We start from the raw sequence: 21509 nt of genomic DNA, 5'->3' as shown, positions 1-21509 counted from the left end.
TCGTGTTCTGCTATTACAAGATTCGTCATTTCGTCCGTCTCCTTACAGCACCCTGGCTTCGGTCTTCAGCTTCTCGACCAGCGTCTTCACATCCGCCACCTTCACGCCGGCGCTGCGCTTCGGCGGCTCGACCACCTTCAGCGTCTTCAGGCGCGGCGTGACGTCCACCCCGAGATCCTCGGGCTTGAGCGTCTCCAGCGGCTTCTTCTTCGCCTTCATGATGTTGGGCAGCGTCACGTAGCGCGGCTCGTTCAGGCGCAGATCGGTGGTGACCACCGCCGGCAGCGTCAACGACAGCGTTTCCGCGCCGCCGTCCACTTCGCGCGACACCGTCGCCTTGCCGTCCGCTATCACCACCTTCGACGCGAACGTCGCCTGCGGCAGGTTGGCCAGCGCAGCCAGCATCTGGCCGGTCTGGTTCGAATCGTCGTCGATCGCCTGTTTGCCCAGAATAACCAGCGAGGGCTGTTCCCTGTCGACCAGCGCCTTGAGCAGCTTCGCAACCGCCAGCGGCTGCAGCTCCTCACTGGATTCGATCAGGATCGCCCGGTCCGCGCCGATCGCCAGCGCCGTGCGCAGCGTTTCCTGCGACTGCGTCACGCCGCACGACACCGCGATCACTTCAGTGGCCACCCCCGCCTCGCGCAGCCGCACCGCTTCCTCCACGGCGATCTCGTCGAACGGGTTCATCGACATCTTCACGTTCGCGATGTCCACACCCGTACTGTCGGACCTCACACCCACTTTCACGTTGGCATCTACCACGCGTTTGATTGCCACCAGCACTTTCACTTCCGGGCTCCCTCTATTGACTGTCGTTACGCCAGAACCGACCGCGCGATCACCGTGCGCTGAATTTCCGACGACCCTTCGTAAATGCGCAGAATCCGCGCATCGCGCACGAGCCGCTCCAGGCGCATCTCACGCGTGAAGCCATAGCCGCCATGCATCTGCAAAGCGGCGTCGGTGACGAATGCCACCATCTCCGACGCGTAGAGCTTCGCCATCGACGCCGCTTCGGTGAACGACTCGCCTGCCGCGCGCCGCGCCGCAGCCTGCAAGCTCAGAAGCCAGGCAGCTTCCAGCCGCGTCTTCATGTCGGCGAATTTCCATTGCAGTCCCTGCTTGCCCGCGAGTGGCTCGCCGCCGACGCAGCGTGTCTTCGCCCACTCCACCGCGTCACCGAGCGCCGCTTCGGCAAGGCCAAGGCTCGTCGCCGCCACGTCCAGGCGGCTGTTGTCGAGCACCTTCATCGCCGTGCGAAAGCCGGTGCCTTCTTCGCCCAGCCGGTTTGTCGCGGGCACGTGACAATCGAGCGCGACCTCGTGCGCCGGCGCGCCCCGAATACCCATCAGCGTTTCGGCCGGCGACACCGACACGCCCGGCGTATCGCGATCAACGACGAACGCGCTGATCCCACGTGTCCCGAGATCCGTCCCGGTCTTCGCGTAGACCACGATGAACTGTGCCGCTGCCGCGTTCGAAATGAAGTGCTTCACACCGCGCAGCCGGTAACCGTCGCCCTCGCGCGCGGCCCGGGTCGTCATGCCCGCCGGATTTGAACCGGCTTGCGGCTCGGTCAAGGCGAACGCGCCGAGCCTGGCGCCCGTCGCGGCGTCGGGCAGGTAGCGCGCACGTAATGCATCGTCGCCGCCGATGAGGATCGAGTCGGTTGCAAGGTAGTGCGCGCCGATCATCGACGAAGTCGATGCACACGCGCGCGCAATCTCCGTCAGGGCGAGAATGATCGCGGTGGGCGAAGCGTCAATGCCGCCCCAGCGCTCCGGCAGGTTCAATCCCATCACGCCCAACTCGGCAAGCGCCGGTACATAGCGGGTAGTGGAAATTTCGTCTCGGTCTATCTGCGCCGCATGCGGTGCCAACTTTGCTTGCGCGAAGCGCCGGATGGCCTCCGCAATTTCCAGATCGGCCTCGGTTACACCCATTCGTTTAAGCATTGTTCGTCTCCTGACTGGTTTCGTTTCGCAAGCCGGCGGTTTCGTCCACACCCAGCACACCGGCGGCACGCAGCGCGGCGACGTGCGCCGTATCGATGCCGAGTTGCTGTTGCAGCACTGCCAGCGTGTGCTCGCCAAGGCGCGGTGCGCGCGTCGTGCGCGTGGTGGGCCAGGCCGAGAACTGGACCGGCTGCCTCGGCAGGCGCACAATGCCGCCGTCGCCAGCCGGCGCCTCGACCAGAATGCCGCGCTCGCGTGCCTGCTCGCTCTTCAGCGCCTCACTGATGTTCTGAATCGGCGCAACGGGAATACCGGCCTCGCTCAGCAGCCCATTCACCTCTGCGATGCTATGAACCCCAGACCATGATTCGATGCAGACGCGCAATGCAGCTTCGTTCTCGCATCGCGCCGCATCGTTCGCAAAGCGCGCATCGTCGATCAGCACGGGCTGGCCCATTGCGTGTGCCAGGCGCTCGAAAAGACGATTGTTGAGCACCGCCACGACAAAGTAGCCATCCCTCGCGCGATAGGCCCCGAACGGCGCCGACGACGGGTGCCGGTTCCCCACCCGCTGTGGCGCAATGCCGGTCGTCGCATAGCGCGCGACCAGCGCGGTGGTCAGGCTGAGCGTCGCGTCGAACATCGCCACGTCCACGTGCGTACCCTTGCCGGTTCGCTCGCGCGCGAGCAACGCGGCCAGCACGCCCCACGATGCAAAGATGCCGCTCACCACATCCGAGACGGAATCGCCGACAAGCGTCGGCGCCCCGTCTGGTGAACCAGTCGCGTCCATGAGCCCGCACATCGCCTGCAGGATGATGTCGTAGGCGGGTCGATGCGATTCCGGCCCGGTCTGACCGAAACCGGAGACGCTCGCATAAACGAGCGCGGGATTGCGCGCGGCGAGCTGTGCGTAGCCAATGCCCAGACGCTCGGCCACGCCGGGACGGAAGTTCTCGACGACGACATCGGCCCGCGCGCAGAGCGCCTGAGCGAGCTCGCGGCCTTCGTCGCACTTCAGGTCTATCACCACGCTCTGTTTGTTGCGGTTCATCGCGCTGAAAAGACCGCTTTCGCCGCCGGAGAACGGGCCGATTGCGCGATAGTCGTCGCCGCCGGGCGGCTCGATCTTGATGACTTCGGCACCCAGGTCACCGAGCAGCGCGGAGCACAGTGGGCCCGCAAGCACGCGGGAAAAATCGATCACACGAAAGCCTTCGAGCGGCAGCGCGGGCAATGTCACGGGGTATCCCTCCAGAACAGCCGGCCAGTTCGGCTGGTGGACACATTCTGGGCCGCGGAGGCAATAGGATAAAATACTGGAATAAATTAACGGTTATATGAAAATCCTATGGCACTGTCGCTCAGACTGCTACGCTACTTCGTCACCACCGCGGAAATCGGCAGCACGACCGCTGCGGCCAGGCACCTCAACGTGTCGCAACCTTCGATCTCCGTGGCAATTCGTGAACTGGAAGCGCTATTCGACGTGCAGCTGTTCACACGCGACGCGGGCACCGGTATGACGCTTACGCATTTCGGCCAACGAAAGCTGGACGAGGCGCGTCACCTGCTCGCCTCAGCATCGGCGTTCGCCGCCGACGACGTCGGCGAAGGAAACAGCGGCCGGGTGCAAATCGGCGTGTTCCGCACGATCGCGCCCGTCTATCTGCCGCGCGTGCTTAAGCTCGCGCAGGCGCGCTTTCCCGGCCTCACCGTGCATTTCCGGGAAGGTGACCTGACGCAACTCGATGAGTGGCTACACAAGCGCCAGATCGATCTCGCACTCATGTACGACGTGGGCTTGCCGAGCGACATCGAGCGCGAGTGTCTCGCCGAACTCAAGCCCTACGCACTCGTGCCCTGCGCGACGCCGCTGGCGAAACGACGGCGCGCGATCTCGCTGCACGAACTTGTAGCGCAGCCCTTCATCCAGATCGACCTGCCCCAAAGTCGCGATTTCCTGATGGCACCGTTCTGGCAGCATGGTCTCGCGCCCAACGTGCGGTATCGGGCAACGTCCATTGAACTCGTGCGCGCGATGGTGGCGAGTGGACTTGGCGTGTCGTTACTGATTACGCAAAGTCCCACGGTCGCGCAGACACCGCTCGTTGCCGAGCGCCCAATACGTGAAGCCACTGTGATCCAGCCGCTCGTGATCGCACGACCAGCGTGCGTGCCGCACACACGGGCCTCAGATCTACTCACTGCCTGCGTGCGCGACGCAGTGGCTGAAGCAATGGGCGAACGGGTCGGCAAATGACCGGCGAGTCATTAACGAACGCAGCAGCTTGCTCGCTGGTGATCACGACGGTGTGACCAAAGTCGGTCGGGCCATTGAAATCGCACTGCATTTCGTCGCGCAGCCTGACGTTTTCCTGAAAGCAGTTCTGGGATAGATGCGATCCATGGCGAGACTGGTCAGGTGAAGGCGCCTTGGGATCAAGAGGCTCTTTCGCAAATTGCAGGGATAAGGATCGTCAACAATTTAGACAACGACGTCGACCGGCCGTTTCTGGCCGAACCCTGCCCGATGTCTCGCACGCGTGAACTCGCGGGCTGTGCATCGCGCGTCGGACCGAAGCCGACCCGAAGCGGCCAGACGGCAGGTCAACTGAGCAACGACCGTTTTCGGAACCACGACGGCACTCGCGCCGGCTTCTGGCAGTTGCGCCGGTATCCCACCCCAAAAAGAGAGGGGCGTCGCCGCATTCCCACCTATAAATTCGTCAATCGGACCAACTGGGCCCCGATATTGAAGAAAATATAGGAGGAGGCATGAAGTCGAAGGTTCGCTTGCTGCATCACTTCAGGTTTTCTCTCGCGGTAGCCGTTGTAATGGCGGGGCTGCCGACTGCGGCACAGACAGCCGCTGGACCAGGCGGTGTAGCGGTAACAGTAGACAACTTCGCGCGTGCCGAAACCGACATGTACTTTTCGGCGCTCGCGAAACACGGCGGCTTCGGTACGCTCCTTCACTATCGCGACTTGATGCCCGTCGAACGGCAGGCCGTTATACGGCCGAACCGCGATACCCTGTATTCCGCTGGCGTGTTCGATCTCGACGCTGGCGCTGTAACCATCACACTGCCGGACGCAGGCAAGCGCCTTCGCTCGATTGTCGCCATTAACGAGGACGAGAATGTTCCGCTGGTGGCGTACGGGAACGGGCCTTATACGTTTACGCGCAAGGCGGTCGGCACGCGCTACGTGCTGATCGGCATACGAACGCTCGCTGATGTCCGTGACCCCGCTGACATGCAGGCTGCCCATGCGTTGCAGGACGGTATCACATGGCGGCAGACGACGAAGGGAAGCTTCGAGGTGCCGGACTGGGATCGGGCCTCGCAGCAGAGCATGCATGACGCGCTCCTCAAGCTGGGAGCCTCGCTCGGCGATCTGAATGGCGCGTTTGGCATGCCTGGCACGGTCTCGCCCGTACGGCATCTGATAGGCGCGGCCATGGCCTGGGGCGGTAACCCGGAAAAGGACGCGGTCTACCTCAACGTCGTGCCCCCGCGCAACGACGGCAACACGGTTTATCGGCTGAAAGTTGCGAATGTGCCAGTGAAGGGTTTCTGGTCGATCAGCGTCTATAACGAGAAGGGCTTTTTCGAGCCAAACGCACAGAGTGCGTACACGGTCAGCAGCCTTTTAGCGAAACAGGATGCTGACGGCACGGTGACGGTGCAATTTGGCGGTTGCGATGGGGGCGTGCCCAACTGTCTGGTCACGCCACCCAACTGGAACTACATGGTTCGCCTGTACCGACCGAACCCAGAGGTACTGAACGGTCGCTGGAAGTTTCCCGAAGCGCATGAGGTCGCTCAGGTAGCGCGGTAAAGAAACTTCCGCTTTTGTGACCGAACGACTCCTCTCAGGCACGGAGTCGTCACACCATTGTCTGGAGCTATATGACTTCGAACGTTTCGTCGTGGTCGGGCGCGGACTCATACACGGCTATATGTAGCTTGAAACTTGCGCGTTAGCGACTGCCAGCTCGCGACCCACCGCCGCGGTTCGCACTCGGGGCTGGTCGACGACGGTTTCGAAGAACTAATGGTCCTTCATGCCTTCATTGAATCGGCGACCCATCAAATCGAGTTGCCTCGCGCCCACTTCATCTCAAGGGCTGAGAATCGCCTTGGTGCCATACTCCAAAAAATCTGATATTAGTTATCGCTACGACCCCAAAAAGCCATTTTTCGACGAAACATGGAAGCTGCTGGAGATTGAGACGTTCCATTAACCCATTTCCGCAGGTTGTCAACGATAAGGAGTGGATTCGATGCTGAAACGTGCCCGTATCACTGTGTCGATTGTCCTCGCAATCATGGGCAATCCGATCGCCGAAGCCCAACAGGTTGTAGCACCGCGGACGGCATCCGACGTACCCGGCACACCAGCGGGTACAGTCATGACGAAGGAGTATGTGGCCGCTGTCGGGCGCATCGCGTATATCTGGGGTTGGCCGCTCGTCAATAATTTCAACCGGTCGCTCGCGATGAAGGATTTGCCTGAGCCCGGCAAAGTGGGCGGCGTCGCGCCCGCCGCTCCGCCCAATCACATCTCGATGCTGACCGATTACATTGATGCTGCCGAAAACATCGTGACCTGCCCCAATCAGGACACGGTCTACGGTGCCGGGTTCATGCGACTCGACGTGACGCCGGTCGTGGTTCAAGTGCCGGATTTCGGTGATCGCTTTTACACTTATCAAATCACGGATGGACGCACTGACTCTTTCGCGAGCATTGGAAAGCAGTATCACACGAGACCTGGCTTTTATCTGCTGGTCGGACCGCATTGGAAGGGCAATAAGCCGGCCGGCATCAATGCGGTCTATCGATCGCCGACGGATATCGCAGCAGTCTTGCCGAGGATCTTTCAGGACGACACGCCGGAAGACAAGGCTGCGATCCAACCCTCGCTGAATCAGGTCATGGTATATCCACTGAGTCAGTTCACCGGCAGGATGCAAACCACGAAGTGGAAAGATACGCCGTCCTTCCCGGCGGCTGATACGGCAGGCGGGGGCGAGGTGAAGTGGGTTGTCCCCGAAAAATTCTTTGACGAATTGCCGGGCGTGATGAAAATGATTCCGCCTCTGCCTGGAGAAGAGGCTCTCTACGGCATGATCAATTCGGTTTTGACTGCCGCATCGAACGACCCCGAACTGAAGGCGTCACTCACACAGGCTGCCATCGCGACAGAGGCAGAAGTGATCGCGCCTTTTTTCGAGTTTCACAACAACGGCCGGCCAGTGGGGCGAGGATGGACGTCACCCCCGAACGGGGCTCGATGGGGAACGGACTACCTTTCACGAACAGCGAGCGCCAAGTCAAACATGTACGACAACGCGCCCGAGGAAACTCGATACATCTATACGGACTTCGACTCCGGCGGGCAACGCCTGAGCGGCGCTAATCGCTACACCGTGACGTTCCCAAAAGGACAACTTCCACCCGTCAATGGGTTCTGGTCTTTGACGCTTTACAACAAAGCGCATCTTTTCGAGCCGAATCGATTGAATCGCTTCTCGCTTGGTACCAAGAGCAAAACCCTCAAATACAATCAGGACGGGTCACTGACACTCTATTTCCAGAACGATTCACCCGGTGCGGACCTGGAGACAAACTGGGTGCCGGCACCGAAGGATGTATTTTCGCTTTACATTCGCGCGTACTGGCCCAAGGCGGCGATTCTCGATGGATCGTGGTCTCCACCACCAGTCAAGCGCGAAGAGTAGATGAGCCATCATCCTGGATCAGGGATCGAGCGGCTTCATGGAGCAACGTCCTCGACGAAGGGCCGGCCTCCCGCCCTGCAACGGCAATGTCGCCTCTTTGACGCGAATCGGACACCCCACATCGTTCATCGCATGCGGTCGCGAACGTCGCCTTGTGGCCGCCTGACGCCAATGGTGCGGAAAGCGTTTCACCAAAAAGCCGTCGGATCATTTTGTTACACCTCTTACCGGGGTTCGAACTGACAAGTTACGAAAACCTTTCGGAGAGCAGTTATACTCGGCGCCGTCCCAAAAACTAAAGACCTTTTTATGTCGAAGAGAATCTTCCAGATGGTTGCCATTGCAGCGCTCACCACTGCAGCGTCGTTACCGGCAGTGGCGGGCGATATGAACAATGCGCTTGGCGGCGCGCTCGGCGGCGTAGCCGGCGCTGCCCTGGGTGGCGCGGTAGGCGGCAGCACGGGTTCCGTCATTGGTGGTGCAGTCGGCGGCGGCGCCGGCGGCGCAGTCACGTCAAACCGCAGGGAACGCACGGGCGCCATCGTCGGTGGCGCGCTCGGGGGCGGTGCCGGCACAGCGGCAGGCAATGCGATGGGCGGCCGCACGGGCGGCCTTGTCGGCGCGGCCGTGGGCGGCGGTGCGGGTTCAGCACTTGGCGGTAACATGTCGCGGTCCAATTCGTACGCGGACGACAATGCCCGCGGCTACCGACCGGACAAGCGTCATCACAAACGTCACCACCACGACTGAACGTTGAGCAAAAAACGGCGTGGTTCAATCAAAGGTTAAGGCCGAAACGCCGAATACCTTTCGCAGCGCGGCAGGGGCGGGTCACGTGTGAGCCCGAACCGGCGCTTGATGAACTACGCCAGCCCCTTCAATCGCCATCACGAGGCGTGGTTGTAACTCGCATGTCTTTTGCCCGACCTGGGCGCAACCGGACTTGTCGGCGTACCGACAAGTCCGCAGGCCCAAGCGCTCATCAGCAGTCCATCGAGTCCTGCGTTCAACGCGTGGCCGTTTGCGAGTGAAGCTTAAGACAGGAGTCGACCCGGAACGGTCCGTCAGATTTCTCGTTAACGGACGGTCACGGCCGATTCGTGCCGGGAAACATCAATAAGAGATGCTCGAAGTGTGACTTCTGCTGAACGAAATATGCACGGCGATCGCGATGCTGGTGACGCATGACATGAGCGTGAGCCGTGTGCCGCGCAAATCCGGCATCGAGCGTTTCGTCGGCGACTGTCGGATGATGCCGCTCGCAGGCGCACCCTACGAGCGCGAAATCGTATTGCTTACGAATGCGCAGGCAGAGCGGCCGAGCATGCTGGCCATCCTGGCGCACGCGCTCGGGCAGGTGTTGAAGGAGTGCGTCAGGGGCGCGCTTTCTCATCGCGGTCCGCTTGCAGGTTTTGCTCGTTGGCTACGCGCAGTGTCCTCAGGTCATGCCCTCCAGGATCCTTTGCCGGATTGCACTGGTCAGTACGTAGCGGTCATGCGCTTTACGCTCGAGCATCCCAATTGCCCGATGCGGCACACCTTGCGCCAGCGGCAGCACACGCAACGCGGTATCGCGGGTCCAGTTGCAGTTACGTAACAGCGGCACTATCGCTATTCCAACGTTTTGCCGCACCAGCTCGACGATCGCCTCGATTGAACTGAGTTCGAGAAATTCGTTCACGACCAGCCGTTGCTTGCGCAGCGCCCGGTCGATCAGCACACCAGTGCGTTGGGTGCGCTCGAAGCGCAGGAAAGGACGAGTGCGAATCAGCTCGGACGCACTGACATTGCCAGTCATTTTGCTCGCCAGAAGCGCGAGCGGTTCGGTATACAGCGGCGCCCACGCAAGGCTCGCGGCAATCTTTCCCTGCGCTTCGACCAGAATCGCGGCGTCGATTTCACTGCTCTCCACCTGCCTGGCCAGTTCAAGCGATCGGGCTGTGATCAGGCGAACGTCGAGGCGTGGATGCGCCACCTTCAGGCTCGCTACCGTTGCGGCCAGGACGCCCATTACGGAAACGACCCCACCGATGGCGACTGAGCCAATGACTTCGCTGGCCTCGGCTCCGAGGGCGCGCATCTCGTCATAAAGCGCGACCAGTTGCTCTGCGCGCGGCAGCATGGCCCGACCGGTACTGGTGAGGACAACAATGCGCCCGCTGCGGTCGAACAAGGCATGTTTTAGATCCGACTCCAGCGTCTGCATCTGCACGCTGACAGCTGCCTGCGTGAGCGCCACCCGTTCGGCGGCCGCGGAAAACGAACCATGGCGTGCTACTGCGATAAAGGTGCGCAGGTATCGAATATTGCTCATTGCAATTCCTGTCGTCAGTCGATTGACACACTGTGCGTGCACGGTTCTTCACAATTAAATTTTATACAAAAACCAAATAACTTTAGCTTTTTTTTGAATATCGGCCACCAACAATGTTTGCATGACGACGATGCAACGGCGCTGAATCCTTAACTCGTGAGCTTGCGATATGACGTTTAATTGGCAAAACCCTTACCCAACCGCGCGCATTCCATTGTTCGCACGCAATGCCGTGGCCACATCTCATCCTGTGGCTGCGCAGGCCGGCGTGCAAATGTTGCTGCGCGGAGGCAATGCGGTCGACGCCGCCATCGCAGCAGCTGCCACGTTGACCATCGTCGAGCCAGTCTCGTGCGGGCTGGGTGGCGATGCATTTGCGATCCTGTGGGATGGCCACTCAATGCACGGCTTGAGTGCGTGCGGCACGGCCCCCGCTGCGTGGGATGTCGCGTACTTTCAGCGCAAGTACGGCGCATCGCGGCCGCAGCGCGGCTGGGATACCGTCACGGTGCCTGGCGCAATCTCTGCTTGGGCTGCCCTGCATGAGCGCTTCGGCAAGCTGCCGTTCGAAGATCTGCTTGAGCCGGCGGCCGAACTGGCTGAGCGCGGCTACAGCGTGTCACCAGTCGTGGCCCATAAGTGGGCGGCGGCAATACCAACCCTTCAGGATCAACCAGGTTTCGCAGAGACCTTCATGCCGGGCGGGCGGGCGCCTCAGGTCGGCGAGAGGTTCGTGCTGGCAGATGCCGCTCGCACCCTGCGTCTGATTGGACAAACGAGGGGGCGCGCTTTTTACGAAGGGGAGTTGGCCCAGCGGATGGCTGCTCACAGCGCCGCCTCGGGCGGCAGCATGACGCTAGCCGACCTGGCTGCCTACCGTCCGGAATGGGTAACGCCGATCAGCAAACGCTACCGCGGCTACGACGTTCACGAAATGCCGCCTAGCGGCCAAGGTATCGCCGCGCTTATCGCACTCGGCATTTTGGATCACTTCGATCTCAGCAGTCTGAAGGTCGATTCGGCCGATTCGCAGCATCTGCAGATTGAAGCCATGAAGCTGGCGTTCGCCGATCTGTACCGCTATGTTGCCGATCCGCGTTCAATGGAAGTCACACCAGAGGAGATGCTCGACGACGCCTATCTGGCCGAACGCGCCAAAAAAATCGACATGCGTCGCGCCACGCAGTTCGGGTTTGGCATGCCGCGAGCGGGCGGAACGGTCTACCTGAGTGCAGCCGACGAGCACGGCATGATGGTGTCCTTCATTCAATCCAACTATATGGGCTTCGGCTCCGGTGTGGTGGTGCCTGGCACCGGCATTAGCCTGCAGAATCGTGGCGTCGGCTTCTCGATGGTTCCGGCATCGCCCAATGTGGTGGCGCCCGGCAAGCGGCCGTTTCATACCATCATCCCGGCCTTCCTGACACGTGACGGCAAGCCGGTCATGAGCTTCGGCGTCATGGGCGGTGACATGCAGCCGCAGGGTCATGTGCAGACGCTGGCGCGCATGATCGATTACGGACAACAACCACAGGCCGCCTGCGATGCGCCACGCTGGAAGGTCAATCGAGATTTTTCCCTGGATGTGGAGGCGACCATGCCGGCTGGGACGGTAGCGGCCTTGCAGGCGCGCGGCCACATGCTCAGATCGATCGAAGACCCCTACATGGATTTCGGATCCGGCCAGTTCATCTGGCGCATGTCCGACGACGCCGGGTGCGGCTACGTCGCTGCGAGCGATAGCCGCCGCGATGGGCAGGCGACGGGTTTCTGACTTGATACCGACGCAATAAAAAATTAAGGAGACTTCCATGATCAGCATCAGCGCTTCGGAACGAAGCGCCCCCGTCTCGGCAAGCCAGATACGGCGCATTATCGTATCTTCCTCGATCGGCAACGCGTTGGAATGGTATGACTTTCTGGTCTACGGCTTTTTCACGCCGGTGATCGCGAAGCTATTTTTTCCAGCGCACGACGCGTGGATTTCGCTGTTGCTGGCTATCGGTTCGTTTGGCATATCGTTTCTCACACGCCCAATCGGTGCCATCGTGCTTGGGATCTATGCCGACCGGAAAGGTCGCCGCGCGTCGCTGACCGTATCAATCATGCTGATGACCCTCGCCACGCTTGTCATCGCTGTGATGCCGACGTATGAACGCATCGGCCTGGCTGCGCCGATTCTGGTGCTGCTGGCGCGGCTGGTGCAAGGTTTCGCGGTCGGTGGCGAGTTCGGTAGCGCGACCGCCTTCATGGTCGAGCACAGCCCGAGCCGGCGCGGCTATTTCGCCAGTTGGCAGTTTGCCAGCCAGGGGCTTGCCGCCATCACGGCCTCGGCCGTTGGCGGCATTCTCACCACCTGGCTGCCGTCCGCCCAGATCGAAGGATGGGGGTGGCGCCTGCCGTTCGTGTTGGGCCTGCTGGTAGGTCCGGTGGGGTATTACATTCGCCGGCATCTGGATGAAACGCCGGAATTCCTCGCTGAGAAAAAGCGTGCTACGCCGACTGGCGACGCGCTATTTCGTAATCAGTGGGGAAATATACTGTTGGCGGTCGGCGTCGTAGCACAGTCAACCGTTCTGGTTTACGTACTGCAACTTTATATGCCAACGTACGCCGTTAAGCAACTGGGGCTGCCAGCGGCCCAGTCGTTCGGGGTCGTCGTGCTCAATGGCGGCCTGCAGTTCCTGCTGTCCCCGGTCATGGGCGCGTTGTCCGACCGCATCGGGCGTGTGCGCATCATGCTCACGTCGTCGGTGTTGATGGCCGTCACCATCTACCCGATGTTTTACTGGCTGAATCTTCACCCGACCTTCGGCTGGCTGCTTGCATTGCAGGCTGCGGCGGGCATCTTCAAGGCAGCCTATTCTGGGCCGATGCCGGCTTTGATGTCGGAAATCTTCCCGACCCGCTCACGCTCTACCGGCCTGTCTCTCGCCTACAGTCTGGGTGTGACACTGTTCGGTGGGTTTGCGCCCTTCATTGTCACATTCTTCATCGGCGTAACAGGCGACAAACTCGCACCCAGTTACTACGTTCTGCTTGCTGCGTTGGTCAGCAGCATATCGCTCGTCGTGATCGGGAGGGCAATGAAAAGGCGCACAGCGCGAGGCTGAGCGACGCCGCGCTGATCGGCCTCTCAGGAGCACGCCGCTGGAGATTGCACGAGAAGTCCGGCAACCCTTACTTCAAGCGCATACGGATATGACACCCCGGCCAATTATGGGTCTGGGTTCCCGCCAATCCGGCACTTGATCGGCTGCTGTATTGCAACGCTCAATTTCCGAACGTTAGCGCGGCGGAACTCTTTCATCTTGCCGCCCGGCTCGACGGCCGCTATGCGCCGATCGCGCTCAAGCTCGCTCCGACGCCCCCGCGTGGCTCGCGGTGTGCCTGCCGTTGCCGGTGCGGCAATCGCTTTTTCATCACCATCCAGCAGGAGCAGTAATGGCAGTCAGCGTGTTCGATCTGTTCAAAATCGGTATCGGCCCTTCGAGTTCGCACACGGTCGGGCCTATGCGCGCGGCGCTGATGTTCGTGCAAGGGCTCGAACGCGACGGCCTTCTGCCGTCAACGGCATCGGTGAAGGTCGATCTGTACGGCTCGCTCGGCGCGACCGGCAAGGGTCACGGCACGGATCGCGGTGTGATGCTCGGCCTGCTTGGCGACGCGCCCGATACCGTCGATCCCGACACGATCGCCGCGCGTCTCGAAGCCGTCCGCAAGTCGAAGTCGCTCGCGCTGCTCGGCACGTATTCGGTGCCTTTCGTGCCGAAAGATCACATTTCGTTCTATCGGCAGGCGCTGCCCGAACATCCGAACGGCCTGAAACTACGCGCTTTCGATGCAGTCGGCGAGACCTTGCGCGAATCCACATATCTGTCGGTGGGCGGCGGTTTTGTCGTGACAGCGGGCGCGCTGAACACGAAGGTGTTGTCGGCGGCCGATCAGCTACCGCATCCGTTTCGCAGCGGTGACGAACTGCTCGCGTTGTGCCGGTCGACCGGAAAATCGATCGCGCAGTTGATGTGGGAAAACGAGCGCATGTGGCACACCGAAGAGGAAACGCGCACGGGTCTGTTGAAGATCTGGGACGTGATGCAATCGTGCGTAGCGCGCGGCTGCGGTATTGGTAATCCGGACGCCGAAGGTAACCTGCCGGGCCCGTTTACCGTCAAGAGACGCGCGCCGCAACTGTATCGCTCGTTGTCCGGCAACCCTGAGCGTGCGCGGCAAGATCCTCTGTCGATGATTGACTGGATCAACCTGTACGCGATCGCCGTCAACGAAGAAAACGCGGCGGGTGGCCGCGTCGTCACCGCGCCGACCAACGGCGCCGCGGGCATCATTCCCGCTGCGCTGCATTACTACACGCGCTTCATGCCCGGCTCGAACGAACAGGGCGTGATCGATTTTCTGATGACGGCCGCCGCGATCGGCATCCTGTACAAACTCAATGCGTCGATTTCGGGCGCGGAAGTGGGTTGCCAGGGCGAAGTGGGCGTCGCGTGTTCGATGGCCGCGGGCGCGCTCGCCGCCGTGATGGGCGGCACGCCGACGCAGGTCGAAAATGCCGCCGAAATAGGCATGGAGCACAATCTCGGTCTGACGTGCGATCCGGTCGGCGGCATGGTGCAGATTCCGTGCATCGAACGTAATGCGATGGCCTCCGTGAAGGCCGTGAACGCGGCGCGCATGGCATTGCGCGGCGACGGCAGTCACTACGTGTCGCTCGATTCCGTTATCAAGACGATGCGCGAGACCGGCGCCGATATGAAGACCAAGTACAAGGAGACGTCGCGCGGCGGCCTCGCGGTGAATATCGTCGAGTGCTGATGCGGTGCGCGTTGTCTCGCGATGAGGATGTTTAACCTGTTGCGCGGTCATCGTCGTCGCGGCTTGCATGTCCGGCGCCGATCGCAAACCGAACCAAAAGTCAGGAGGCTTTTCCGTCATGTCGCATGCTTCAGTTTCCAATTTTGCTCAAGCTTCGAACGACACGACCACCGGCGCACGGCTATTCGAACGATCGGGGAGCAACTCATGACGTACCGTGACCTATCGGCGGTGAACGCCGATTTTAGACTAGCCGAGCCATTAACCCGCTGGCCACTGGAAGCGTACCCGTCAGGCGATTTGTTGACAATCTATGAGGCAATGCCGAAAGGCCGTTTGTGGCCGCACTGAGCCCGACGATGACCGACTCGGGACGTCCCTACGCGGTCAGATGAGATTTCCGGGGGTCGACGTTCAACGCCTGGGTTCAGGGACTCCCGCGAAGCGGGGCGGACTATCGATATTGGGGACGATCGTTGCTTATCGTGGTGGCGCTGGCACGAGCCCGTACCTGGACATGACATCGACAAGTTTCTCGCGGTCGGGCGGTCCGCCAGCGTTTACGATTGCTCCGACGTCACGAAAATACTGGGCACCAATGTCGGGAGTAAGGACGATCAATGCACGGGCTGTGCCCTTGTGCGGATTGCTAAAGTGATGGACCGATCCGCGAGCGGTGAACATCCATTCTCCCGGTGTCAGGTCTCGGACTATCCCATCGACCGAGTACCGAAGCGTGCCTTCCAGGACATAGACGCATTCTTCATTACGTGTATGGCTGTGTGGTGGCGGAGCCTGCGATTCAGGGGGCACGGTCAACTCAAAAACACCCATCCCGCCTGTCGCAGTTCCATCTATCAGGTACTGAATACGCAATTGACCAACATTGATTGGTTCGCATGCCGCCGCGCCGCTAAGAGTCATTTTCAAACTCCTTCTGATTGAGGATTCTCGTCAATCCACCAACGTTACAGGCAAGGGGCGCACTGCTGGCAGCGCGTCCGGCGACGGAAGGGAACTCCGTTCAACCTGGATTATGCGCCTCTCAGGAGCGCATTTTGTTCGGGAGTGGCGACAGGCAGGTATCGGTTGCACACAGCCCGGCGACAACCGGCTCAGATCAACCCACTACCGCGATTGGAGCCTGCACGACATCAACGGCGGCTTGCTGGATTCTCGCGGTCATTGTCCTGGATGCCGGCTCGCAAGCAGCCGGTCATAGTCGCCGTACGAACAAAAATGCCGTCTTTCGATGATGTGGCGCTGCGCGGACGTCGATGAGCCCTTGTCAACCGGGTTGAACGACGCAGTGACCTCGCACAACCGCTGGCCTGACCTTCATCGAACTTGACTGAGCGCGGCCCGCAGCGGGAAAATCACGCGGCCCCTTGCAGCTCCGCCCAGCGGCGACAAAGTGTGGCGTTCACGTGCCTTCAACAGGAGTTCGTATGAGTTATCGCCTGGAAGGTCGTCCGCTCGAGGTTTGCAACTGCCTGTGCCCCAACCCGTCATGCTGGCATCCGTGATGGCTGTCAAAAAGAACGTTCGCTGGGGCACGTGTCTGGGGACGCCTCTCGGCGTGGCGCTGCTGTCGTGGGCAGTCGTTCTGGTAGTGATCCATGCATGAATCGCGCGCTGGCCTGCTCATCTTGCAGACGACCGTCCTGACGGCGGTTGCGATGTTCGCCTTCGCTGCCAATTCACTGTTGTGCCGGCTCGCGCTGCAGCGGGGGCAAATCGATCCTGTCAGCTTTGCCTGCATCAGGCTGGTTTCCGGTGCGATCACGCTCGCCGTCATCGTGCGGTTCAGGTCGGAACGGTCGGCGCCCGGTCATGTCGACTGGCTCGCCGCTGCCATGCTGTTTGTTTATGCCGCCTTCTTCTCCTTCGCGTATCTCACCTTGCCCGCCGGCACGGGGGCATTGATTCTGTTCGGCGCAGTTCAATTGACCATGTTCAGCGTGGGTTTGCGCTCCGGTGAAAAGTTCGGATCCGCAGCATGGCTCGGTCTCGCAGTTGCAGTCGCAGGGCTTGTCTACCTCGTGTCGCCGGGTATCGCAGCGCCACCGCCCCTCGGCGCAGCCTCGATGGCAATCGCTGGCGTCGCGTGGGGCGTGTACTCGTTGCGCGGCCGCGGAGTGGCCGACCCGCTCGCTGCCACGGCGGGAAACTTCGCGCGGGCCGCGCCGTTTGCCCTCTTGCTGAGCGTGCTTTTCATCGCCAGCGCCCGCACTTACGCGAACGGAGCTGGGGTCGTTCTGGCGATTGTCTCCGGCGCGCTCACATCCGGCATTGGGTATGTCATCTGGTATGCCGCGCTGAGCAAGCTTACTGCGATGCGAGCCGCCACTGTACAGTTGTCGGTGCCGCTGATTGCTGCGTTTGGTGGAGTAGCGTTCCTGTCAGAAACGATCACGCCGCGCCTGGTTGCGGCTTCTGCCGCGATTCTTGGGGGCATCGCGATGGTGCTGAGCAGCCGGTCGCGGAAGCCTCGCACGTAGCGTCCATCGTGCCGGCGAGCCGCGAGTCCGGCGCAAGATTACGACTACGGCTTACCGAAAAATGCCCCTTCCTTCCCCGGCTGCACGTCGACACACCAGCCAGCATCCCAACAACGAACAAGCAAACGTTTGCTGCGCAACACGGGGCAACGCACCAGAAGCAAAACCCCAGAAATCAGGTTTAAGTAAACGCCGCGCAGGCCGTTAACCCGCTAACCCGATTCATTCGAGCACGCTGCTCAAACATGCACGGCATATACAATTTCTGGCTGGTCGCACTTTCGCTCATCGTAGCGACACTCGCTTCCTATACCGCGCTCGATCTGGCGGGGCGTATCACGCTGCTCGGCGGAACCGTCGCGCGCCATGCATGGCTGGCGGGCGGCGCGGCGGCGATGGGCGTCGGCATCTGGTCGATGCACTTCATCGGCATGCTCGCGTTCTCGCTGCCGATCCCGCTTGGCTACGATCTGCGCACGACCGGATACTCCCTCGCGATCGCGATACTCGTGTCCTGGTTCGCGCTCTTTATCGTCACGCAAGGCGTGCTCAGGCCATTGCGGCTGGTGGCGGCCGGCATCCTGCTGGGCTTCGGCATTGCCGGCATGCACTACACCGGCATGGCCGCGATGCAGATGCAGCCCGGCATTCACTATGAGCCGGTGCTCTTTGGCGCATCGATCGCGATTGCGATTGTCGCCGCCACGGCCGCGCTGTGGATCGCGCACGCACTGCGCGATTCGAAGCAGCGCCTCGTGATCGAAAAGCGGGTTGTCGCGGCGTTGGTGATGGGACTCGCGATCACGGGCATGCATTACACCGGCGTCGCAGCCGCCGAATTTCCGGCTGGCGCGATCTGCGGCGCCGCGCACGGCATCGATTCCGAGTGGCTCGCGACGACCGTCACGCTCTTCAGCTTTGCCATCCTCATCGTTACGCTGATGATGTCCCGTTTCGATGCGCGCACCACGCTCCTGACCGGTTCGGTATCGCGGCTGAACGGACAGATCGTGCGCATGGCCGCGTTCGACGCGCTTACCGACCTGCCGAACCGCCGGGCGCTCACCGAGCGCATCGTGGCCGCCATCGGGACGTCGCGCCGCAACAGGACGCGGTTCGCGATCCTGTTCATGGATCTCGACGGCTTCAAGACGATCAACGATTCGCTCGGCCATTCCGTCGGCGACGAGGTGCTCAAGGCGTTCGCGCAGCGACTGTCGCGCTGCGTGCGGGGCGGCGATATGGTGGCGCGTCTGGGCGGCGACGAATTCGTCGTGCTGCTCGAAGATCTGGCGGCGCCGCGTGAAGCGGAAGCGGTGGCCGAAGGCGTGCTCGAGCGGATGCGCGAGGGCGCATGGAGCGACGGCCAGCCGATGCAGGTGACGCCGAGTATCGGCATTTCGCTGTATCCGGACGACGGCGACACCGTCGACACGCTGCTGAAAAACGCCGACGCCGCGATGTACGAAGCAAAGCGCGCGGGCCGGGGCACGTATCGGTTCTTCGAAGCCGGCATGAACGAAGCCGCGACGCGCACGCTGAAAATTCAAAACGCGCTGCACGAGGCGCTTTCGTCAGGGCATTTCTCGCTGCATTTCCAGCCCAAGTTTCGCGGCGACAGCGGCGAGCTTGCGGGCGCGGAGGCGCTGCTCCGGCTGAATCATCCTGAACTGGGCCTGCTTGCGCCAATGGAGTTCATCCCGATCGCCGAGCGCTCGGGGCAGATTGTGTACATCGGACATTGGGTGGTGCGCGAGACGTGCCGACAGATTCGCCGGTGGATGGCGGAGGGCCTCCCGGCGATGCGTGTCGCGATCAACCTGTCTCCACGACAGCTGATGCAGCCCGATCTCGTACACACGGTGCTGGAAATCGTGCGCGCGGAAAACGTGGAATGCCATCAGATCATGTTCGAGATCACCGAAACCGTTGCGATGCAGGACGCGCCGAAAACCATCGAGATGATTCACGCGTTCCAGAACCACGGCTTCGAGATCGCGATCGACGATTTCGGCACGGGCTACTCGAGCCTTGCCTATCTGCAGCGCTTTCGCGTGAAGCAGCTGAAGATCGACCGCTTCTTCACGAACGGTCTCGATGCGGATGGTCACGAGGGTGACGCAATCGTCTCCGCGATCATCGCGCTCGCGCACTCGCTTGAAATGGACGTGGTGGCCGAAGGCGTCGAGACGCCCTCGCAGCTCGCCAAACTGAAGACGATGATGTGCGACGAGATTCAGGGCTTCCTGCTCGGCAAGCCGCTCACCGCCGATGCGTTCGGCACGCTCCTTCAGCACACGGCAGCCGCGTAGCGCCCGATCCGGTGGAAGGCCCCCCATGCGCCGGATGGGCGCCCGCGGCAGCAAATCCTGAGTGAATCCTGAGCGAAGCGCCGGGTGGCCCCCATCATTCGGGAAAAACAGCGAATGCCCGGCTTCTGCTATCGTCGCGTTCATGCAACCGATCCTATCCGTCACCCATCTGTCCAAAACCTACGCCACGGGCTTCCAGGCGCTCAGGAACATCAATCTGGAGATACGCCAGGGCGAGATTTTCGCGCTGCTGGGGCCGAACGGCGCGGGCAAGACCACGCTGATCAGCATCATCTGCGGCATCGTCAAGGCGACCGAAGGCGATGTCGTGGTCGCGGGCCACGACATCGCGACCGGCTACCGCGCCGCGCGCTCGATGATCGGCCTCGTGCCGCAGGAGCTGACGACCGACGCGTTCGAAACCGTATGGGCCACGGTTTCGTTCAGTCGCGGCCTGTTTGGCAAGCCCGCGAACCCCGCTTACATCGAAAAGGTGCTGCGCGATCTCTCGCTTTGGGACAAGCGCGACAGCAAGATCATCACGCTTTCGGGCGGCATGAAACGGCGCGTGCTGATTGCCAAGGCGCTTTCGCACGAACCGCAGGTGCTGTTTCTCGACGAACCGACCGCCGGCGTCGACGTCGAGCTCAGGCGCGACATGTGGAAGCTGGTGCGCGCGCTGCGTGAAAGCGGCGTCACGATCATCCTGACCACGCACTATATCGACGAAGCGGAAGAAATGGCCGACCGCATCGGCGTGATCAACGGCGGCGAGATCATGCTCGTCGAAGAGAAGACCGAATTGATGCGCAAGCTGGGCAAGAAGCAGTTGACGCTGCAACTGGATCATCCGCTTGCCGGCATTCCCGCCAGTCTCGCCGGCTGGAACCTCGAACGCGCGAGCGATGGAAACGAATTGACCTATACCTACGACACGCAGGGCGAGGGCGGCAGCATCATCGCGCTCCTCAAGGACGTGAACGATGCCGGCATCTGCTTCAAGGATCTTCACACGACACAGAGTTCGCTTGAAGATATCTTCGTGAGCCTCGTGCGAGGTGACCAATGAACCTCTACGCAATCCGCGCGATCTACCGCTTCGAAATGGCACGTACGTGGCGCACGTTGATGCAGAGCATCATCGCGCCGGTGATTTCGACGTCGCTCTATTTCGTGGTGTTCGGCGCGGCAATCGGCTCCCGTATCAAGGAAGTGGACGGCATCAGTTATGGCGCGTTCATCGTGCCGGGTCTCATCATGTTGTCGCTTCTGTCGCAAAGCATCTCCAACGCGTCGTTCGGCATCTACTTCCCGAGATTCACGGGCACGATCTACGAGTTGCTGTCCGCGCCCGTGTCATACCTGGAAATCGTGGTGAGCTATGTCGGCGCGGCGGCGACGAAATCGATCGTGCTGGGGCTGATCATTCTCGCGACCGCGGGGCTCTTCGTGCCGCTCCAGGTTCAGCATCCGTTCTGGATGATCCTGTTTCTCGTGCTGACCGCGCTGACGTTCAGCCTGCTCGGATTTATCATCGGCATCTGGGCGAACAGTTTCGAAAAGCTTCAACTGGTGCCGCTTCTGATCATCACGCCCCTGACGTTTCTGGGCGGCAGTTTCTATTCTGTCAGCATGCTGCCGCCGGTGTGGAAAGTCGTGACGCTGTTCAATCCGATCGTCTATCTGGTGAGCGGATTTCGCTGGAGCTTTTATGGACTCGCGGACGTCAGCGTGGGCATCAGTCTTGCGATGACTGGCCTCTTTCTCGCGGTGTTCCTCGCGATCGTGGCGTGGATCTTCAAGACCGGCTACCGGCTCAAGACGTAGCAGGATATTGCGTCC

The 21509-nt window shown here is 61.2% G+C and carries 17 protein-coding genes and 1 pseudogene; 12 read left to right on the top strand and 6 right to left on the bottom strand.

Features of this window, described 5'->3' with window-relative positions; genetic code table 11:
- Positions 1-42: 42 nt before the first annotated feature.
- From BLV45_RS15905 to BLV45_RS15895, 3 genes are read right to left on the bottom strand one after another with little or no spacing between them, the layout of a single operon-like run.
- A complete protein-coding gene (locus tag BLV45_RS15905; protein WP_090534655.1) occupies positions 43-792 on the bottom strand; it encodes an electron transfer flavoprotein subunit beta/FixA family protein in 750 nt (249 codons plus the stop codon).
- 26 nt (positions 793-818) lie between these two features.
- Complete coding sequence (locus tag BLV45_RS15900; RefSeq protein ID WP_090534653.1) at positions 819-1958, bottom strand: acyl-CoA dehydrogenase family protein; 1140 nt, start codon at positions 1956-1958, stop codon at positions 819-821.
- Entirely contained in the window at positions 1951-3201 is a 1251-nt protein-coding gene (locus BLV45_RS15895) for a CaiB/BaiF CoA transferase family protein (RefSeq protein ID WP_090534651.1), read from the bottom strand. The genes BLV45_RS15900 and BLV45_RS15895 overlap by 8 nt, the downstream gene beginning before the upstream one ends.
- Positions 3202-3309: 108 nt before the next feature.
- Between BLV45_RS15895 and BLV45_RS15890 the strand changes: the two genes are divergently transcribed.
- The 4 genes from BLV45_RS15890 to BLV45_RS15870 all read left to right on the top strand — a co-directional run bounded on the left by BLV45_RS15890 (position 3310) and on the right by BLV45_RS15870 (position 8457).
- A complete protein-coding gene (locus BLV45_RS15890; RefSeq protein ID WP_090534649.1) occupies positions 3310-4221 on the top strand; it encodes a LysR family transcriptional regulator in 912 nt (303 codons plus the stop codon).
- 515 nt (positions 4222-4736) lie between these two features.
- A complete protein-coding gene (locus BLV45_RS15885) occupies positions 4737-5801 on the top strand; it encodes a DUF1254 domain-containing protein (protein ID WP_090534647.1) in 1065 nt (354 codons plus the stop codon).
- Between the two features lie 445 nt (positions 5802-6246).
- Entirely contained in the window at positions 6247-7707 is a 1461-nt protein-coding gene (locus BLV45_RS15875; RefSeq protein ID WP_090534643.1) for a DUF1254 domain-containing protein, read from the top strand.
- Positions 7708-8016: 309 nt separating this feature from the next.
- Positions 8017-8457, top strand: a complete 441-nt coding sequence (locus BLV45_RS15870) for a hypothetical protein (protein WP_090534642.1) — start codon at positions 8017-8019, stop codon at positions 8455-8457.
- A 337-nt stretch (positions 8458-8794) separates the two neighbouring features.
- Here BLV45_RS15870 and BLV45_RS15865 read toward each other — a convergent pair whose 3' ends face one another.
- On the bottom strand, positions 8795-9100 hold the full coding sequence (locus BLV45_RS15865; RefSeq protein WP_090534640.1) for a hypothetical protein: 306 nt from the start codon (positions 9098-9100) through the stop codon (positions 8795-8797).
- A gap of 45 nt (positions 9101-9145) precedes the next feature.
- Positions 9146-10021, bottom strand: coding sequence for a LysR family transcriptional regulator (locus tag BLV45_RS15860; protein WP_090534638.1), 876 nt, complete (start codon positions 10019-10021; stop codon positions 9146-9148).
- Positions 10022-10190: 169 nt separating this feature from the next.
- Between BLV45_RS15860 and ggt the strand changes: the two genes are divergently transcribed.
- The 4 genes and pseudogenes from ggt to BLV45_RS15845 all read left to right on the top strand — a co-directional run bounded on the left by ggt (position 10191) and on the right by BLV45_RS15845 (position 14854).
- Positions 10191-11795 (top strand): gamma-glutamyltransferase, encoded by a 1605-nt coding sequence (gene ggt / locus BLV45_RS15855; protein ID WP_090534636.1) that lies wholly within the window; start codon positions 10191-10193, stop codon positions 11793-11795.
- Between the two features lie 37 nt (positions 11796-11832).
- Complete coding sequence (locus tag BLV45_RS15850) at positions 11833-13134, top strand: MFS transporter (RefSeq protein ID WP_090534634.1); 1302 nt, start codon at positions 11833-11835, stop codon at positions 13132-13134.
- 95 nt (positions 13135-13229) lie between these two features.
- Positions 13230-13429: pseudogene (locus tag BLV45_RS28250) on the top strand (hypothetical protein); the annotation flags it as partial.
- A 36-nt stretch (positions 13430-13465) separates the two neighbouring features.
- Positions 13466-14854, top strand: a complete 1389-nt coding sequence (locus BLV45_RS15845; protein ID WP_090534740.1) for an L-serine ammonia-lyase — start codon at positions 13466-13468, stop codon at positions 14852-14854.
- A gap of 480 nt (positions 14855-15334) precedes the next feature.
- Here the strand turns inward: BLV45_RS15845 and BLV45_RS15840 are convergent, their stop codons facing one another.
- Positions 15335-15778, bottom strand: a complete 444-nt coding sequence (locus tag BLV45_RS15840) for a cupin domain-containing protein (RefSeq protein ID WP_090534632.1) — start codon at positions 15776-15778, stop codon at positions 15335-15337.
- 695 nt (positions 15779-16473) lie between these two features.
- Between BLV45_RS15840 and BLV45_RS15835 the strand changes: the two genes are divergently transcribed.
- From BLV45_RS15835 to BLV45_RS15820, 4 genes are all read left to right on the top strand, one after another.
- On the top strand, positions 16474-17355 hold the full coding sequence (locus BLV45_RS15835; protein WP_090534631.1) for a DMT family transporter: 882 nt from the start codon (positions 16474-16476) through the stop codon (positions 17353-17355).
- A 245-nt stretch (positions 17356-17600) separates the two neighbouring features.
- A complete protein-coding gene (locus BLV45_RS15830) occupies positions 17601-19667 on the top strand; it encodes a putative bifunctional diguanylate cyclase/phosphodiesterase (protein ID WP_090534628.1) in 2067 nt (688 codons plus the stop codon).
- 142 nt (positions 19668-19809) lie between these two features.
- Positions 19810-20736, top strand: a complete 927-nt coding sequence (locus BLV45_RS15825; RefSeq protein ID WP_090534626.1) for an ABC transporter ATP-binding protein — start codon at positions 19810-19812, stop codon at positions 20734-20736.
- Positions 20733-21494, top strand: coding sequence for an ABC transporter permease (locus BLV45_RS15820; RefSeq protein ID WP_090534625.1), 762 nt, complete (start codon positions 20733-20735; stop codon positions 21492-21494). The genes BLV45_RS15825 and BLV45_RS15820 overlap by 4 nt, the downstream gene beginning before the upstream one ends.
- Positions 21495-21509 lie beyond the last annotated feature (15 nt).

Source organism: Paraburkholderia sartisoli (assembly GCF_900107685.1).
Classification (GTDB): domain Bacteria; phylum Pseudomonadota; class Gammaproteobacteria; order Burkholderiales; family Burkholderiaceae; genus Paraburkholderia; species Paraburkholderia sartisoli.
Note: the sequence above shows the minus strand (reverse complement) of the source record. Positions and strands in the feature narration are given on the sequence as shown.

Excerpts from the sequence above, each read along its gene's own strand:
- BLV45_RS15900 (WP_090534653.1), bottom strand. The coding sequence starts at position 1,958 with ATGCTTAAACGAATGGGTGTAACCGAGGCCGATCTGGAAATTGCGGAG.
- BLV45_RS15890 (WP_090534649.1), top strand. The coding sequence starts at position 3,310 with ATGGCACTGTCGCTCAGACTGCTACGCTACTTCGTCACCACCGCGGAA.
- BLV45_RS15885 (WP_090534647.1), top strand. The coding sequence starts at position 4,737 with ATGAAGTCGAAGGTTCGCTTGCTGCATCACTTCAGGTTTTCTCTCGCG.
- BLV45_RS15875 (WP_090534643.1), top strand. The coding sequence starts at position 6,247 with ATGCTGAAACGTGCCCGTATCACTGTGTCGATTGTCCTCGCAATCATG.
- BLV45_RS15870 (WP_090534642.1), top strand. The coding sequence starts at position 8,017 with ATGTCGAAGAGAATCTTCCAGATGGTTGCCATTGCAGCGCTCACCACT.
- BLV45_RS15865 (WP_090534640.1), bottom strand. The coding sequence starts at position 9,100 with ATGAGAAAGCGCGCCCCTGACGCACTCCTTCAACACCTGCCCGAGCGC.
- BLV45_RS15860 (WP_090534638.1), bottom strand. The coding sequence starts at position 10,021 with ATGAGCAATATTCGATACCTGCGCACCTTTATCGCAGTAGCACGCCAT.
- ggt (WP_090534636.1), top strand. The coding sequence starts at position 10,191 with ATGACGTTTAATTGGCAAAACCCTTACCCAACCGCGCGCATTCCATTG.
- BLV45_RS15850 (WP_090534634.1), top strand. The coding sequence starts at position 11,833 with ATGATCAGCATCAGCGCTTCGGAACGAAGCGCCCCCGTCTCGGCAAGC.
- BLV45_RS15845 (WP_090534740.1), top strand. The coding sequence starts at position 13,466 with ATGGCAGTCAGCGTGTTCGATCTGTTCAAAATCGGTATCGGCCCTTCG.
- BLV45_RS15840 (WP_090534632.1), bottom strand. The coding sequence starts at position 15,778 with ATGACTCTTAGCGGCGCGGCGGCATGCGAACCAATCAATGTTGGTCAA.
- BLV45_RS15835 (WP_090534631.1), top strand. The coding sequence starts at position 16,474 with ATGCATGAATCGCGCGCTGGCCTGCTCATCTTGCAGACGACCGTCCTG.
- BLV45_RS15830 (WP_090534628.1), top strand. The coding sequence starts at position 17,601 with ATGCACGGCATATACAATTTCTGGCTGGTCGCACTTTCGCTCATCGTA.
- BLV45_RS15825 (WP_090534626.1), top strand. The coding sequence starts at position 19,810 with ATGCAACCGATCCTATCCGTCACCCATCTGTCCAAAACCTACGCCACG.
- BLV45_RS15820 (WP_090534625.1), top strand. The coding sequence starts at position 20,733 with ATGAACCTCTACGCAATCCGCGCGATCTACCGCTTCGAAATGGCACGT.